We start from the raw sequence: 15,640 nt of genomic DNA, 5'->3' as shown, positions 1-15,640 counted from the left end.
AGGACAGATCCAAGGAGGAACTCATGTTGAAAGTCTTGATCCTGCTTCAACTGGCGGTCCTAACCTCGTACGACGACCTGCGAGCCGCCCGACGGGACGAGCGTGGCTCGGTGACCACGGAGCACGTGCTCTGGGCTGTCGCCGTGATCGCCATCGTCGGGATTGTGGTCGCGGCCGTGACTACCTATGTCAAAAGTCAGGCCGGCAACATCAAGTAGCCGCCGCCGGCGGCGCGACGACCGGGGCTCGGTCTCGATCGAGCTCGTCATCCTGCTGCCCGCGCTCTTCGCGGTCATGTTCCTTGGGATGCAGGCCGCGCTCTTCTACCACGCGCGAACGGTCGCCATCGCCGCCGCGCAGGAGGGCGCCCGAGCGGCCGGCGCTGAACATGGCCGGGAGGCCGACGGCGTGGGCGCTGCCAACGACTTCCTCGCAGAAGCTGGTGGCGAGGATGTCATCACCGGGACGTCGGCCACCGCCAACCGCACGACCACCACCGCGACGGTCACAGTCACGGGCTTCAGCCTGAGCGTGATCCCCGGATGGAACGTTCGGATCACACAGAGCGCGTCAGTTCCCGTTGAGCGGCTCACTGCTCCCAACGCGGCGGGAACACCATGAAGCGGCGAGACGAGCGCGGGTCGGCGGCGATCGAGGCGGCGATCGGCGTACCTGCCTTCGCGCTGTTTCTCGGCCTGATCATCTTCGGCGGCCGTACGGCGACCACCCACGAGGCGCTTCAGTCTGCTGCCACGGACGGCGCCAGGTCAGCCTCGCTGGCGCGGGACGCGCAGACCGCACGCGCCGACGCTCACGCGGCTGCCGTAGCGAGTATCGCGAACCAGAAGATCGGCTGCTCCGATGTCGACGTCAACGTCGACACCGACGACTTCAACAAGCAGCCCGGTGTGCCCGGCTCGGTCGACGTCACCGTCTCCTGCCGCCTGAACCTCTCCGACCTGGCGGTCCCGGGCGTCCCCGGCTCGCGGGTCATGCAGGCGACCATGTCCAGCCCCATCGACACCTGGCGGGAACGATGAACAGGGAGCGGGACGAGCGCGGCTCGATCACCGTGTGGTTGGCCCTGGCCAGCTTCGTGATGATGTTCCTCGTCGGACTCGCCGTCGACCTCGGCGGGCAGGTGCACGCACACGAACGAGCCCACGATGTTGCAGCCCAAGCGGCTCGCGCCGGCGGCGAAGAGGTCGAGGGCAGTGCGGCCATCCAAGGGCGGGAGCTCACCATCAGCCCAGCTGCCGCTCGTGCTGCCGCTCAGCGCTACCTGGACTCCGCGGGCGTCACCGGGACGGTCGAGATCACCAACGGCGACACGATCACGGTCACCTTGCACGACTCGTACGACCCGCAGTTCCTGGGCTTGATCGGCATCCATCGTCTTGACGTGTCGGGCACCGCGACGGCTCGTCTGATCCGCACCCTCGGAGGTAGCCAGCGATGAGCACCCTCAACTCCCGCCTGAGTGGCCTGGCAGCCACGCTGGCCCTTGTCGCTTTCGTGCTCGGCGTACCGACTGTCCTGGTCGCGATCGACGCGCTTCCGGACCTTGCGCAGTTCGCGTGGTCGCGACTCACCGCACCGGACGACGGGACGTTCGCGGTCGAGCTGATAGCCGCCGCCTGCTGGATCGCCTGGGCAGTGTTCACCTGCCAGGTCATCACATCGATCGTCTCCCAGATCCGGGGCATCCGCACGCCACGGTTGCCTGGACTGGCCGTGCCGCAGCTCGCGGCCGATCGACTCGTCGCGGCAGCTGCCCTGCTGTTCGTCGCCTTGCCGACGGCGACAGTGTTCCTGCCTCAGCCGAGGGCGGAGGCCGCTGCGACCGCTGCACCGTTGGTCGACGACACCCGTCAGATAGTGAAGCCCGCATACGCCGCTGCGCCTTCGCCAACGGTCGAGCATGAAGAGGAGAAGGAGCCGGAGGTCGAGCGGTACACGGTCAAGCGTGGCGACAGCCTCTGGAAGATCGCCGAAGAGCGCCTCGGCGGCGGCACAAGGTACGTCGAGCTCGTGGCGCTCAACGAGGCCGTCCTCGATGGGCGTCCCGACTTCCTCCTGCCGGGCACCATCCTCCGTGTGCCGATCGCCGAGACCGCTCCGGCGGACCCCTACGTCGTGCGGCCCGGCGACACCCTCTCGGAGATCGCAGAGGCCCAGCTCGGCGACGCCGACGCCTACCCCACGATCTACGAGGCCTCCCGGAACACCGTCCAGCCCAACGGAGACCGCCTCACCGATCCGGACCTGATCCTGCCCGGGTGGAAGCTCACCATCCCCGGACAGACGCCGGCGCCGGGCTCACGGGAACCCAGGCAGGCGAAGCCGCCGGAAGAGCCTGCCGAAGCGACCCCAGCCCCGACCGAAGTCACGCCTACTGAACCGGTCGGCGAAGTGGCGGCTGACTCCGACGAGCCGGGCCCGAGTTCGGATGACAGCGTCGTGCCCGGCTGGCTGGTTCCCGGTCTCGCCGGTGCGGGAGCGGTCCTCGGCGGCGCGCTGTGGGTCGCACTCCGCTCCCAGCGACGAACGCAACTGCGGCATCGGCGTCCGGGCACGGTCATCCCTCCCCCGCCCGCCGAGCTCGTTCCCGCCGAGAAGACGGCACGCGCCACAGCATCGGTGCTCGCGCCCCGGATCGACGCCCTCGACGCCGCGCTCCGATCCTTGCCGCCGCTTCACCTGGTCACGGTGACGCTCGCAACCGACGAGATCTCCTTGGCTCTTCTGGAGCCGGCCGACCTGCCAGCGCCATGGTTCGGGGCCGGCGTTGAGTGGCGCCTCGATCTAGCGGCCGTGCCCGATCGCCCCGACGACTCGTTCCCGCCGTACCCGCTCCTGGTGAGCGTCGGACAGCGCGACGACGGCTCCTTCCTGTTCCTTAACCTCGAGCAACTCCGCACGGTCACCGTCACCGGGGGCAGCACCCGGAAGGAAGCCTTCGCACGCCACGTCGCTGCCGAGCTGGCGGTCAACCCGTGGTCGGTCGTAACAACGGTCGACGTCCTCGGGCTCCGGTCTGACCTAGCGTCGTTCAACCTCGGTCGGGTCCGGACGCACCCGGCTGGCGACACCGAGTTCATTGCGGACCTCGTCCGCGACCTCTCCTCCATGACAGCGGGCGTCGAGCCCGACGACTTCCACGCCGCGATCATCGCCACCGCAGACCGCCCCACCCCCGACTTCGACAAGCTCGCAGACCTGATCGAGGGCATCCCGGGTCGGTCTTCGGTAGCGCTCGTCGACCTCGCGGGCGAACCTCGACCCTCCGGAACCCATCTGGTATTGACACCAGGCGGTCGTCTCCGGGTGACGAGCCTGGGTATCGACGTGACTGCTGCCGGACTCAGCGGTGATGAGGCCAGAGCGTGCGCGCTCCTTCTCGATCTCACCCTCGACGACACGGTCGTACCTGTCCCGAAGCCGGACGCTGAAGACGCCGTGGCCGACCTCGGCGGCGCCCTCGTCGACGACCTGACGGACCCGCGTTCCGAAGGTCCAGCGGGCGACCTCGCCTTGCTGCCTCTCGATGCAGCCGTCTACGCCGACGCCGCTGCCACCACCGCCGAGGACGTTGAGGTTCTGGCACCGCCCGCGAAAGCTGAGGCCGGTCGGGCAGTCGAGGCTGCGGACCCGAGCCTCGACGAGGACCTCGCACGCTGGGAGTCGCCCACGCTGTCTTCGGTGAAGCTGACGCTCCTCGGGCCGGTGGGCGCCCGGGCAACGGGCGACACCAAGGCAACGGCTCATCGGCGGCCGTTCTACGTCGAACTGCTGGCCTTCCTCGCACTCCATCCCCATGGTGTCTCCGGCCACGAAGTCGCAGACGCGTTCGGGATCCGTCCTGAGCGCGTCCGGGTGGACATGAGCCAACTACGTCGCTGGCTGGGGAACGATCCCCGCAGCGGTGAGCCCTGCCTGCCAAGAGCAGAGCCCGGCCCCAGCCCCGACTCACCTGCTCTCTACAAGCTCAACAGCGTCTTGTGCGACCTCGATCTGTTCCGTCGCCTCCGGGCTCGAGGGCAGAGCCGCGGCGCCAGCGGCATCGACGATCTGATCGCGGCACTCCGACTCGTCAACGGCGAGCCGTTCACCGACCTCCGCGAAGGCCATTGGAACTGGCTGCTCGACGGCGACCGCTGGGACCACATCATGACAAGTGCCATCGTTGACGTTGGCCATATCGTCACCACCCATGCACTCGCCGCGGGCGACACCGGCCTCGCCCTGTGGGCTGCTCAGGTTGCCTACACGGCGTCGCCGTACGACGAGGTCGCGCAACTCGACATGGTCCAGGCGGAGAAGGCAGCCGGTAGCCATCAGAAGGCCGACCAGGACCTGAATGAGAAGGTCTTCAACCGCCGTGACGACGAACTGCCGCCGATCGACGTTCCGCAGCGCACCGCACAGATCGTTCAGGGTAAGGACTGGGCAACCCGTGGCCCCAGTGGTCGTCGCACCGGATGATCTGAGCGCCAACGACCGTCGTTCCGACGATTCCGAACATCGCTCAATCTTGACCAGACCTCGAACATGTGTTCGACTCGGTGTGTGGCAATGACATCTGGCGAGCAGCAGTACATGGCTGGTTACAACGCGGGCCGGACCATCGCTCTCCAGACAGGATCGGCGGACGCGGGACACCGCTGGCTCGCCGAGCACAGAGAGACTGACAGCGCCTTCATCGCAGGCTACGAGTGGGCACTCTGGGATTACCAGGATGCCAACGGACTGGTCCACGGCTCCCGGACCGTGGCCATCTCCGGTTAGGTGACCCCGGGCGGGCCAGAGAGCCAAGTACCGGCACCCTCCCCAATACAACTTAGGGAACGCCTCTGACCTGCGGAAACGCAGCGTTCCCCGGTACGTTCCCCCTCCTTGTTACCCGATTCCGGTAACACTGCGGCTCCACTCTCAGGGGCATGTTCGACCCGGCAAACCCGATCCCAGAGTGGACAGTCTCGACGATGCAGCGTGTCGCTGCCGAACCGACCCTCGCGGGCGCCGCGATCCGCTACGCCAACCTGGGCATTCCGGTGTTTCCCTGTGTCCCAGGCGGTAAGCAGCCGCTCACGCCGAACGGCTTCCTCGACGCGACGTCCTCGGCCAGCGTCGTCCATCAGTGGTGGCAGCGGACACCCGACGCGAACATCGGTCTTCCCACCGGCGCCCGCTCCGGCATCCTCGTCGTCGACATCGACGTTCACGCGGGCGGCAGTGGATTCGCGCCGTTCGAGCGTGCTCGCTCCGAAGGGCTCGCCCTGCACTGGGGCTGGATGGTCCGCACGCCGTCGGGCGGGGTCCACGCCTACTACCCGAGCGTGCCCGACCAGGAGCAGCGGTCGTGGCAGGTCCCGTCCGCGCACGTCGACTTCCGAGGCGACGGCGGCTACGTCATCGCTCCCCCGTCCCGGATCGAAGTCGGCGGCGCGATCAGGACGTACGACGTCATCGCGGTAACGACCCAGCCGGCCAAACCGGTCGACGGGGTCAGACTGCGTCAGTTCCTCGAGCCGCCCCGACCGAAGCCACTGGGGCCGCCTTCTGGTCTTCCACCAACGCGATGTCGCCCCGAGGCCCTCGCCCGGGTGGTGGCCCTGACTCCTGAAGGCGGTCGCAACCGGGCCCTCTTCTGGGCGACGTGCCGGATGGCCGAGGACGGCCAGAGCCATGCGAACGCTGTCAGCTACCTGGTGCCCGCCGCCCAGTACGCCGGCCTTCCCGATCGGGAGATCGAGTCGACCATCGACTCCGCCTTCCGGATCGCGTCCCGGCTCCGCCCCGGGAGCCGCCTGGGCCCTACCCAGAGGAATGAGGCGATCCAGCTGTGAACACCCACGCCGAGTACCGCCGTCACAGCTACCGTCCGCCGGAGCCGCTGGCGCCAGCGCCGGCGCCGGCGCCGAACACCGAAGCGGCCGCTAGCGCTCTCGCTCGCCACCGTGATCCGTCGCTCTCCGCGGAAGGCAAACCGCCGACACCGACGGCGAGGGGAATCGCCTGGGTCCGGCCCACCGAACTCGCGACGTACGTCGCGCCCACGGTTGGGCGTGGGGTCGACCTTCATGCCGAACTGCTCCGACGCGCACGCCGGTCTCCGGTTACGACCACGCGCTCCCTCAAGCGAAGCCTCCCCCACTCGCCAGCGCCGACCCGAGCGGCGAACCGAACAGAGGGGTTGTCGCTGTGAGCCATTCGTTCGAGACCGCGACGGGGCTGCGCCGGCTTCTCGTCCGTCTACGGGTGTCCGGACCGAACGCGTGGGAGCACGACGCCGAGGCCCACGACCTCATGCTTTACGCCGCGCGGAAGTACGAGGCGCTCGCGATCAAGCACCGCTGCGACCCGACCGCCGGAGCTGCAGCGGCGTTCGAGGCGATGCGGACCTACGCGGTCCGCACGGCCGATGACCCGTGGGCCGTCGTCACCATGGCGGTCAAGGTCACGCTCATCGCCGAGGAGCGTGCCGACGGGCTCCTGTGCTCCGTCGACCAGGCCAGGCGGCCGGAGATCTCCAGGCACCACGACGTACGCCGGTTCTGCGACACGGAAGCCGACCTGCCCAACTTCCTTCCCACGCTCGCCGTCGAACCGTTCAACCCGGACGAGACTCCGCCGACTGGCGCGTACGAAGCGGTCGACGCGACGATCGACCTCTTCACCGCGCTCGGCTGGCCGCGGGACACAGCCACCTGCACGCTCGACTACATCTCCGCACGCCTGGTCGAGTCCGGATCCCGCCCGAAGGCCCATGCAGCTCTGCGGCGCGACCACACGGCGCGGGCGCTCCTCGACATTGATCAGGAGGCGTGGTCGACCGTGCTGCGCATCGTGCTGGGGAATCCGAACCCCGACGAAACCTGTACGTCCGACGGGCACGGCGTACTCCTGCGGCTGCTCATCGGGCACCCGGTAGCCGAACTCCTCGACGACGACCTGCTCGTCTTCGAGATCAGCGAGTCCGCTCCGCGGCCGAAAGTCCAGATCCATGCCTGACACCCGCGGCCACATCGAACTCGACCGAGCGCTCGACTCGATCACCGTCGGCGTCCGCCACCGCAAGGACCCTGGCGACCTCAGGCCACTCATGGAGTCGATCGAACGGCTCGGCCTGCTACAGCCGATCACCCTCACCCCCGAGGGCGTCCTGGTGTGCGGGTGGCGGCGGCTCGAGGCCGTACGCCGGCTCAGCTGGCGCACGATGAAGGTCTGGGTCCGGTCCGGCATCTCCGACAAGCTCTCGCTGCTGCTCGCTGAGCAGGACGAGAACCAACTGCACAAGCCACTGAACGAGCTCGAGAAGGCGGCGCTGTACCGGGAGCTGAAGGCTCTTCGAGCCGAGGACGCCGAGCGGCGGATGCAGGCGACCCAGTTCGGGAGCTCCGGCTCCGCACCCGGTGCGGAGCCGGGCGAGAACGGCGATGCGCGGTCGCAAGCGGCCATGGCGATCACCGGAAAGGCGTCGTACAACACCCATGAGCGGGTCTGTGCGCTCATGGACTGGGCCTCCCGAAAGGCCACGCCACCAGAGATCCGCGCGCTGGCGAACGACGCGCTGCAGAGGATCGAGCGGGGCGAGCCGGTGAAGCCGCTCTACCTCAAGGTCAAGGAAGCCTTCGACGATGCGCAACAGCCGCAGCCGGAGGAAGAGACCGATCTCGCTCGGCTGGCGCGTGAGGCACGGGCGCGTGCCGAGCGCGAGGTGCGCGAGAAGGGCCGCAGCGGCCTCAAGCGCAACCACGGACCGAGCAGCCACTTCCGCAGCGTTCGCTCGTTCAACCTGACCTGGACCGAGCTCGATGGCTGGACGGAGCTGTACGACGTCGATGCCCTCGCCGCTCAGCTCAGCCGCAGTGACTGGGAACGGTTCGACCGGGTGGTCACCGCCACGATCGCCTTCCGCGACCAACTCGTTGCCGCCCGACGTCACGCAACGACATCGGCGTAGGTGGTGCACCTATCGAACGTCCCTGAACCCGTCACTCGGAGCTCCGATGTCCAACCTGACCGGCCGCCAGATCATGCTTCTCCTTGGATGCGCGCTCGCGATCCTCACCGCCGCCGTCGGCATCTACGGCCTGATTCGCGGACCTGGGGGCACATCCTCCGGAGACGGGCCACCGGCGGCTACCGAGGTCGTGGCGGATCCGACCAACCCGGTCGACACCCTGCGGGATCGCTCTCTCCCAAAGACCACCGACCCGGTGGCCTACGCGCGCGCAGTGGCGGTCTCGCTCTTCGAATGGGACACAAGTGCAGGCTTCCTGCCCACTGACTACACCGCGGCGGTGCTGGCCGACGCCGATCCGTCCGGCGAGGAGACTCCCGGACTGATCAATGACGTCGCGACCTACGTGCCGACGGTCGAACAGTGGCTCGACCTAGGAGCGATGGAGGTCGTCCAGACGATCGAGATCGACGACGCCTATGTACCGGACTCGTGGGCAGCCGCCGTCGATCAGGCTCACGGGCACCTGCGGCCCGGAACCACGGCAGTGACGATCACGGGGACCCGCCATCGCAGCGGAGTCTGGAACGGTGAGAAGGCCGAGTCGTCGTATCCGCTCTCCTTCACCGTCTTCGTCGCGTGCCCGCCCTCCTTCGAGCGCTGCCACGTTCTGCGCCTCTCGCAGCTCGACAACCCAATGAGGTGAGCGGCCGATGGGCATGAAGGTCCTAGCCGCCGGCGCCGCCACGGCGATCCTGTTCGCGCCCGGGGCCGCGGTCCTTGGCGTAGCAACGCTGGTCAGCCCCGCGGCCGCCGGGTCCGGCAGTTGCATGTGGGAGGGCCAGTCCACCGCCAGCCTCGGTGTCGCCGGCCCGGTGCCCGCGACCCTCACTGCGACCAACACGAACGGCGAGACCGTCACCCTCAGCAAGCAGCAGCTCACGCGGGCCGCGACGATCGTCGCCGTCGGTAACGACGAGGGCATCCCGGCGCGAGGCCAGCTGATCGCCGTCATGACCGCCCTGACGGAATCGTCCCTGCGAGTCCTGTCGAACACGAGGGCCTACCCCCACTCGGCCAACATCCCGAACGACGGTGACGGGAGCGACCACGACTCGGTCGGGCTGTTTCAACAGCGACCCGCCGCAGGCTGGGGCACGATCGAGAACCTGATGGACCCGGTGTGGTCGTCCCGCGCGTTCTACGGCGGGCCGAGTGGACCGAACCACGGCTCTCCGCGCGGCCTGCTCGACATGGACGACTGGCAGACGATCGAGCCTGGCACCGCCGCACAAGCTGTCCAGGTCTCCGCCTACCCCGACAGGTACGCCGTCAACCAGCCGGTCGCCGAGAAGGTTCTTAGCGCCGTTAGCGGCGTATCGCTAACCGGCGACCTGGAGTGCGCGCAACCCGCCGGCGACCTACCCGCCAACCTTCCGCCCGGCTTCCCCGGAGCTCTCATCACGGCGGCCGCTTCGCAACTCGGCAAGCCGTACGTCTGGGGCGGCGGCGACTTCAACGGTCCCACCGGCGGCGGATTCGACTGCTCCGGTCTCGTGCTCTTCGCCGCGTACCAAGCCTCCGGCGGCCGGATCCGGCTCCCCCACTACTCGGGCGACCAGATCCACGCCGGCACGGGCATCCCTTGGGCCCTCAAGCGACCCGGCGACCTGATCTTCTTCAGCTATCCAGGCGCTGGCCGCCCACACCACGTCGCGATCTACGTCGGCGGCGACAGGATCCTCCACGCGCCCCGGACTGGCGATGTCGTCCGCTACGGAACGATCAGCGAATTCGCTGGCGAGGTAATCACCATCCGCCGCCTGCACTGACTACGAGTCCGGGTCGTCGGCAGCGCCTTTGAGCAGGAACTCGTTGATGTCCTGAGAGCCGACGTTCGCGCCCTCTGGAGGCAGAAGACCTCGCGCACGCAGCCACTCGTAGGAGGCTCGGTTTCGCTCGAAGAAGTGGCGCTCGATCTCAGCATCCTTTGCTGCATCACCTGTCACCTGGTGCATCGAGGCAGGCGTCTCGAGATGCTCAGAGGTCCCATCTGCGTAAAACCGCTGTGCGCTCATCCCAGCCATGCGGTGCTCGGACAGGAAGTCGAGGAAGCAGCCCCTGCGATCTTCGGCCCACGCCCACCCGACGTGCATGCCACGGTGGAAGGAGTGGCCGTTGTCGACGACAACAACCGCCTCAGGCGTGACGGCGAGGTAATCCTCGGGCACCGTGCGGAGAGCTGCTTCCGCGCAACGCAATCTGTCAGGGTTCATGAGGCTGACCGTACGGCGTAGGTACGACACAACAGCATCAGTTCTTGTTGTGGCCCAGCGAGCGAGCGTGAAGGACTTCCTTCCAGTACGACTCGCGCTTCAAGACGTGGTCGTCATCGGTACGCATCGACCAGAACTCCAGCAATGCGAACTTCATGTTCGTTCGGAAGTAGTCCTCGCCCCCTTCTTTCAAGAGCTCCTTGAGACCTACGTTGTTCCCGTGGAGCGTCGCGGCGTAAGTGCTCCAGCGCTGCCAGATTCCAGTGTCACCGTAGGCCGACCCCACGTACCTGGCGCCGGTCGTTTGGTCGTGGATGACGTAGACGCCCTTCATGTGCTCGAGGGCGATCCGCCAATCAGGTCGTTGCTGGCTCACGATGACCTGGAGATCGGCGAGCGTGTGGTTGATGCGATCGTGGCCCGGGAATGGGTCGCCCACGAATGCCTCTTCAAGGATCGAGGACACGGTCATCTCATCAAGGCATGACTCCATGGTCCTTCTTCGCTGCCGCCCGGCTAGGTGCAATCTGACGTAGAGACGGCGAACGAAGGGACCCATCAGGTCTTCCCGCGGGATGACGTCGTAGGAATACGTCCTCGGCTCAGGGCGCCGATCCACAACCTCCCAGATCCCGCCAAAGAGCCACAGAGTTGGGTCATGGCGATCCTGCGCGAGCGAGAAGATGAACTGCCGGTTGAAGTCGTTCTTGTCACCGCGCCACGAGTTCCAGCGTTGCCACTCCGCGGGATCGTTGGCCAGCACGTCAATCGGGTAGTTCTTGCCGTTGAAGACTGCACAGTGCAGCTTGCACGTTGCCGGGTCGAAGTGCGCGGGAAGAAGCTCTGCAAGCAGAATCGGCTCCATGAGCGGAGCGTACGCAGAGGGACCGACCTCGACCTCGTCCGGTGCGATCGACGGTGCACCTGAATGCCATGAGTACGCCAGGTCAGATCCGCACGGACGTAGGCCCGGACTTCGGCGCAGTGGGCGGCGCTGGCGATCTGCGGGCAATCGTCGGCGCGCTTCTGACCTACGGCCTGATCATCGCCGTACTCATGCTCGTCATCTCGGCAACGACCTGGGCCATCGCGTCCAACTCCGGTAGCTGGCACACCGCGCAGAAGGCGAAGGTCGGCTGTTTCGTCGCCATCGGCGGCGCCGCCCTGACCGGTGCCGCGCTCGCCTGGGCGAACTGGCTGCTGGACATCGGCGCACACCTGTAAGACGTCCGCCCATTCGACGTCAGGAGTCCTCCCGATGGACCTTCTCACCGCAGTCCTCTTGCTGCCGCTCGACATCGAGATCGACCCGAACTCAAACGGCCTACCCGGGATCGGCCAGCTCAAGAAGATCGTCGGAGCCTCGATGACCGTCGGGCTCGTCCTCGCCGTACTCGCGCTGATCATCTCCGCCATCGTGTGGGCGCTGGGGGCCAACTCGTCCAACCCACACCTCGCGGGCCGCGGCAAGCTCGGGGTACTCGTTGCCCTCGGTGCCGCGATCGTCTGCGGCGCCTCGGTGACGCTGGTGAACTTCTTCTGGAACGTCGGCCAGCAGGTCTGAGGAATCCGTCATGGGTGTCTGCGATGTGCCGGTAATCCACGAGGTCTGCAACGCCGCCGGCGACGCGGCCGGCTCCGTCGTGACCGCGCCATTCGACTGGCTTGCTCAGGGCATGGGCGGCGCGGCCGAGTGGATGTTCATTTCAGTCTGGAAGGTCATCGACACCACGACCTTCGTCGACGTGACCAGCGGTGAGTACACGAAGGTCTACAACATCATGTTCGGCGTCGGCGTCTTCGTGATGCTCGGCTTCTTCATGCTCCAAGTCATCGGCGGCATGATCCGCCGCGAACCAGCAGCCCTATCCAGAGCCGCGCTCGGACTCGCGAAGTCGATACTCGGATCCTTCGTCGCTCTCGCCCTGCTCGCGACAGCGCTCGAGATCACCGACCAGCTCTGCATAGGCATCGTGAACGCCGCCGGCACGAACATGAACGAGATGGGCGACAAGGTCGCCGTACTCGCCGCCGGACTCGGAGCGATCAACCTCAGCGCACCCGGCGCGGGCGCGATCCTGACGATCTTCCTCTCGAGCCTCGCCATCGTCGGTGCGATGGTGGTCTGGATCAGCCTCCTCATTCGCAAGGCCCTCCTGCTGATCGCGATCGTGTTCGCGCCCATCGCGCTCGCCGGATCCAGCTGGGACCACACCCGCACTTGGCTGAGCCGCTGGGCGACGTTCGTGATCGCGATGATCCTGTCGAAGGTCGTCCTGGTGGTGATCTTCCTGCTCGCCACCGCCCAGGTCTCAGCTCCGATCGACGCTGACCTGGAGTCCGTCAGCCAGCCGATGGCCGGCGTCGTACTCATGCTGATGGCCGGGTTTGCGCCGTACCTGACCTACAAGGCCATCGCATTCATGGGCTTCGACATGTACCACGCGATGTCAGCCGAACAGGAGGCCAAGGCGTCGCTCAACCGACCGATGCCCATCCCGCTCTCGCGCCGCACCGGCAGCGAGCCCACCAAGATCCTCGGCGACACCGGCGGAGGTACGGCGACGGGTTGCTCGCCCGCGGTCACACCCACTGTCGGCGGTGGTGGCGGGGCGTCCGGAGCCACTGCAGGCGGCGGCACCGCTGGTGGCGGTTCCGGTGGCGGGGCCGCTGCGGGCGGCTCGAGTGGCGCGGCAGCCGCAGGCGGTGCGGTCGCTGCTGGCGCGGTCGTGGCGAAGGAAGCGGCGGCGGCTGGGCCGCGTCTCGGAGGCTTCGTTGCAGCCCAGGCGACCGACCAAACCCAGGCCCACGATTCGGCGGCGCCGTCCACGGTCCCGCCGCCGGTCGCGGACTCGACGCTTGCCAAGCCCGCAGGACGGAAGTGATCGGCAGTGAGTACGTCGAGCAGTGCCGAACCGTCGCTGAGACCCATCAAGTTCTCCCGGCTCACCAAGCGCGGGATCCTCCTCGGATTGTCAGGTCCGCAGCTGGTGATGGCGAGCCTCGCCGCCGGCACCCTTATCCTGGGCCTCTATCTGGGCGCGGTCGTCATGACCTTCCCGATCATCCTCGTCTTCGTCGTACTCGGATTCGTCGGCGTCGGTGGCCGGAAGATCATCGAGTGGGGACCCATCGGAGCACGCTGGCTCTGGCGCTCCGCCGGAGGTCAACTGTTGTATCGCCGCCGGGTGGTCAAGCCGCGCCCGGCGGGAACGCTAGCGCTCCCGGGCGACGCCGCACGGCTCAGGCAGTGGGTCGATCCGGAGACCGGGGCAGTCATGGTCCATGACCCCCACGCGGCCACCGTGACCGCAATCGTGGGTGTCTCCCACCCCGCCTTCGTGCTGCTCGACCCTGCTGAGCAGGAACGTCGGGTGGTCAGCTGGGGACGCGTGCTCGCGACCGCCTGCCGATCCGGACGCCTGGCCTCGGTCCAGGTCATGGAGCGCACGCTCCCCGACTCCGGCAAGGGACTGGCGGACTGGTGGGAGCAGCATGGAAACCGCGTCGAGACGTGGGCATCGACGACGTACGGCGAGCTCGTCGACCGCGCCGGTCCGGCTGGTGAGCGCCACGCCAGCACCATCTCGATCTCGCTCGACATCAAGACCGCTGGCCGCGCAATCCGGGCCGCAGGTGGCGGGAACCGCGGCGCTGCCGCCGTACTCCGCCAGGAGATGGCAACGATGCTCGCTGCCCTTCGGTCCGCTGACCTCTCTCCCTCTGACTGGCTCACCCCTGGCGACCTCGCCCTGATCCTTCGATCGGCCTACGACCCAGCTGTGGCGGGCGCCCTGGAGCGGCACGGCGCCGTGGGCCGCGACCTGGCAACCGCCGGCCCGGTCGCCGTCACCGAGTCCTGGGGCAGCCTCCGCAGTGACTCAGCGCACCACTGCGTCCTCTGGATCAGCGAATGGCCGCGCTCACTGGTCTTCCCCGGCTTCCTCGCACCAATCCTCCTCTCCTCCGGGATCCGGCGGACGTTCTCTCTTCTCTACACGCCGATGCGCACCGACAGAGCGGCTCGGGACATCCGCAAGAAGAAGACGGAGTACATTTCCGACGCCGCCCAGCGGCAGAAGATCGGGCAGATTGAGGACGCCCAGCAGACGGCCGAGTACCAGGACGTCCTCCAGCAGGAGGCGGACCTCACCGCCGGTCACGGGGTGCTGCGGGCAACCGGCTTCGTCGCCGTGAGCGCGAGTGACCCCGACGAACTCGAGCGCGCTGTCGCAGCGATTGAGCAGGCGGCAATCCAGGCGTCGTGCGAGACACGTCGGCTCTGGGGACAGCAGGCTCAGGGCTTCGCCGTAGCCGCGCTGCCACTCGCACGAGGCGTCTAAGGACACCGGAACCACCTTGAATCTCGATTCCAGGGACAACGGCCGACGGCATACTCCAGGATTCTGCCCAGACCCCGCAGGTGACCCGAGACGCCTGCGGGGTCTTCCGTTGCCCGGGAAGGCGTCGGACGTCCGGCGTAGCCTTCCTCCATGGCCGCGATCCCGCACCAACCCCGCCCTCCGTGGCGGGTGTTGTTCACGGATCGGAGTCGTCACCATGGCGCACTCGCCTCACCGGCAGCACAAGGGCTGCCAGCTCTGTAAGTCCCACAAGAACCGCCGCAACGGTCGGGCTGTGCGCGAGCCTTGGCCGGTGCTTCGCAAGACGGGCAAGCGCCGCCGTGTCCGCCGCCGAGACATCGGCGATGCCGCCGACGAGTAGACCAGCTCAGCTACAGGGAGCGCCCTCACAGCAGGGCCGGATGTAACCGCATCCGTCGCAACGCTCGTGAGAGGTCTCCCAGCGCATCAGGTGTCGCAGTTCGGGCAAGGCTCCGTCAGATCGGCCACGGCCACAGGGTAGGTCGGGCAGCGACCGCCGCCACGACGACACGGCGGACCACCACGCGCACCTCATCGATGAAAGACCATCGACCGAGGAGCCACCGATGCCTACCTTCAACGACCCGGTCGCCGACGCTGACGAACTCCGGGAAGCAGTCCGCGGCCTCGCCCACGCGACGCGCTCGATCGAGGATCCGACCTCGCTCTATGCCGTACTCGGGTCCATCAGCTCCGCGCTCGCGTCGCTGAGTCAGTCGCTGCACCAGCTCGGCCAGTTCCACGATGGGCCGACTCGCAAGCAGGCATGGATGAACGGCGATGCCAACGCCGGGCGCGCAGCGTCGTACAGGGAGTCCTGGGAGCTTCACCGCGCCGCCGAGATGATCCACCAGGTTGCTGAATGCGTGGACCGGGCGCACGAGATCGAGGCGACGATCGCCTACGACATCCACGACTACCCGTCATTCGCACCGGTTCAGCGCTCGCCGCACCAGCCAGGGATGTCGCTGTGACCGGGTGGCAGGACGGGCGCCTCCACTCAGCCGTCCTCG

18 protein-coding genes are annotated in these 15,640 nt (G+C 67.5%); 16 read left to right on the top strand and 2 right to left on the bottom strand.

The annotated features are described in order from the left end of the window. The first annotated feature begins 23 nt into the window (after window positions 1–23). The 11 genes from H0488_RS01360 to H0488_RS01310 all read left to right on the top strand — a co-directional run bounded on the left by H0488_RS01360 (window position 24) and on the right by H0488_RS01310 (window position 9,798). Window positions 24–218, top strand: a complete 195-nt coding sequence (locus H0488_RS01360) for a hypothetical protein (RefSeq protein WP_145725758.1) — start codon at window positions 24–26, stop codon at window positions 216–218. Beyond that, window positions 187–621, top strand: a complete 435-nt coding sequence (locus H0488_RS01355) for a TadE family protein (protein WP_145725757.1) — start codon at window positions 187–189, stop codon at window positions 619–621. The genes H0488_RS01360 and H0488_RS01355 overlap by 32 nt, the downstream gene beginning before the upstream one ends. Continuing rightward, a complete protein-coding gene (locus tag H0488_RS01350; protein ID WP_145725756.1) occupies window positions 618–1,040 on the top strand; it encodes a TadE/TadG family type IV pilus assembly protein in 423 nt (140 codons plus the stop codon). Before H0488_RS01355 ends, H0488_RS01350 begins: the two co-directional genes overlap by 4 nt. Next, window positions 1,037–1,459, top strand: coding sequence for a TadE/TadG family type IV pilus assembly protein (locus H0488_RS01345; protein ID WP_183097490.1), 423 nt, complete (start codon window positions 1,037–1,039; stop codon window positions 1,457–1,459). The genes H0488_RS01350 and H0488_RS01345 overlap by 4 nt, the downstream gene beginning before the upstream one ends. Further along, window positions 1,456–4,485 carry an AfsR/SARP family transcriptional regulator gene (locus tag H0488_RS01340; protein ID WP_183097489.1) on the top strand — a complete coding sequence of 1,010 codons (3,030 nt, stop codon included), beginning with the start codon at window positions 1,456–1,458 and terminating at the stop codon, window positions 4,483–4,485. Before H0488_RS01345 ends, H0488_RS01340 begins: the two co-directional genes overlap by 4 nt. Window positions 4,486–4,599: 114 nt before the next feature. Further along, entirely contained in the window at window positions 4,600–4,788 is a 189-nt protein-coding gene (locus H0488_RS01335) for a hypothetical protein (RefSeq protein WP_183097488.1), read from the top strand. 197 nt (window positions 4,789–4,985) lie between these two features. Beyond that, a complete protein-coding gene (locus H0488_RS01330) occupies window positions 4,986–5,849 on the top strand; it encodes a bifunctional DNA primase/polymerase (RefSeq protein WP_246371288.1) in 864 nt (287 codons plus the stop codon). Window positions 5,850–6,204: 355 nt separating this feature from the next. Next, on the top strand, window positions 6,205–7,014 hold the full coding sequence (locus H0488_RS01325) for a serine/arginine repetitive matrix protein 2 (RefSeq protein WP_145725752.1): 810 nt from the start codon (window positions 6,205–6,207) through the stop codon (window positions 7,012–7,014). After that, window positions 7,007–7,966 carry a ParB N-terminal domain-containing protein gene (locus H0488_RS01320; protein ID WP_145725751.1) on the top strand — a complete coding sequence of 320 codons (960 nt, stop codon included), beginning with the start codon at window positions 7,007–7,009 and terminating at the stop codon, window positions 7,964–7,966. The genes H0488_RS01325 and H0488_RS01320 overlap by 8 nt, the downstream gene beginning before the upstream one ends. Before the next feature lie 46 nt (window positions 7,967–8,012). Next, window positions 8,013–8,672 (top strand): hypothetical protein, encoded by a 660-nt coding sequence (locus H0488_RS01315; protein WP_220794077.1) that lies wholly within the window; start codon window positions 8,013–8,015, stop codon window positions 8,670–8,672. Window positions 8,673–8,679: 7 nt separating this feature from the next. Further along, entirely contained in the window at window positions 8,680–9,798 is a 1,119-nt protein-coding gene (locus H0488_RS01310) for a C40 family peptidase (RefSeq protein WP_145725750.1), read from the top strand. On the opposite strand, the gene H0488_RS01305 is transcribed toward H0488_RS01310, so the two are convergent. Continuing rightward, window positions 9,799–10,242, bottom strand: a complete 444-nt coding sequence (locus H0488_RS01305; protein WP_183097487.1) for a hypothetical protein — start codon at window positions 10,240–10,242, stop codon at window positions 9,799–9,801. It lies immediately after the preceding gene. A 37-nt stretch (window positions 10,243–10,279) separates the two neighbouring features. Then, window positions 10,280–11,107: a GIY-YIG nuclease family protein gene (locus H0488_RS01300; RefSeq protein WP_145725460.1), complete on the bottom strand. Its 828-nt coding sequence runs from the start codon at window positions 11,105–11,107 to the stop codon at window positions 10,280–10,282. 53 nt (window positions 11,108–11,160) lie between these two features. On the opposite strand from H0488_RS01300, the gene H0488_RS01295 reads away from it, so the two are divergent. From H0488_RS01295 to H0488_RS01275, 5 genes are all read left to right on the top strand, one after another. Beyond that, a complete protein-coding gene (locus H0488_RS01295) occupies window positions 11,161–11,466 on the top strand; it encodes a DUF6112 family protein (protein ID WP_261376694.1) in 306 nt (101 codons plus the stop codon). Between the two features lie 34 nt (window positions 11,467–11,500). After that, a complete protein-coding gene (locus tag H0488_RS01290) occupies window positions 11,501–11,806 on the top strand; it encodes a DUF6112 family protein (protein WP_030485688.1) in 306 nt (101 codons plus the stop codon). A gap of 10 nt (window positions 11,807–11,816) precedes the next feature. Beyond that, the gene (locus H0488_RS01285) at window positions 11,817–13,127 is read left to right on the top strand and encodes a TrbL/VirB6 family protein (protein ID WP_145725461.1); all 1,311 of its coding nucleotides are present in this window, start codon (window positions 11,817–11,819) and stop codon (window positions 13,125–13,127) included. 6 nt (window positions 13,128–13,133) lie between these two features. Continuing rightward, window positions 13,134–14,585, top strand: a complete 1,452-nt coding sequence (locus H0488_RS01280) for an SCO6880 family protein (RefSeq protein WP_145725462.1) — start codon at window positions 13,134–13,136, stop codon at window positions 14,583–14,585. 608 nt (window positions 14,586–15,193) lie between these two features. Then, a complete protein-coding gene (locus tag H0488_RS01275) occupies window positions 15,194–15,601 on the top strand; it encodes a hypothetical protein (RefSeq protein ID WP_145725463.1) in 408 nt (135 codons plus the stop codon). Window positions 15,602–15,640 lie beyond the last annotated feature (39 nt).

Source organism: Nocardioides pelophilus (assembly GCF_014180685.1).
GTDB lineage: Bacteria > Actinomycetota > Actinomycetes > Propionibacteriales > Nocardioidaceae > Nocardioides > Nocardioides pelophilus.
The sequence above is the reverse complement of the archived record's forward strand: the minus strand, read 5'-3'. Positions and strand labels throughout refer to the sequence as shown.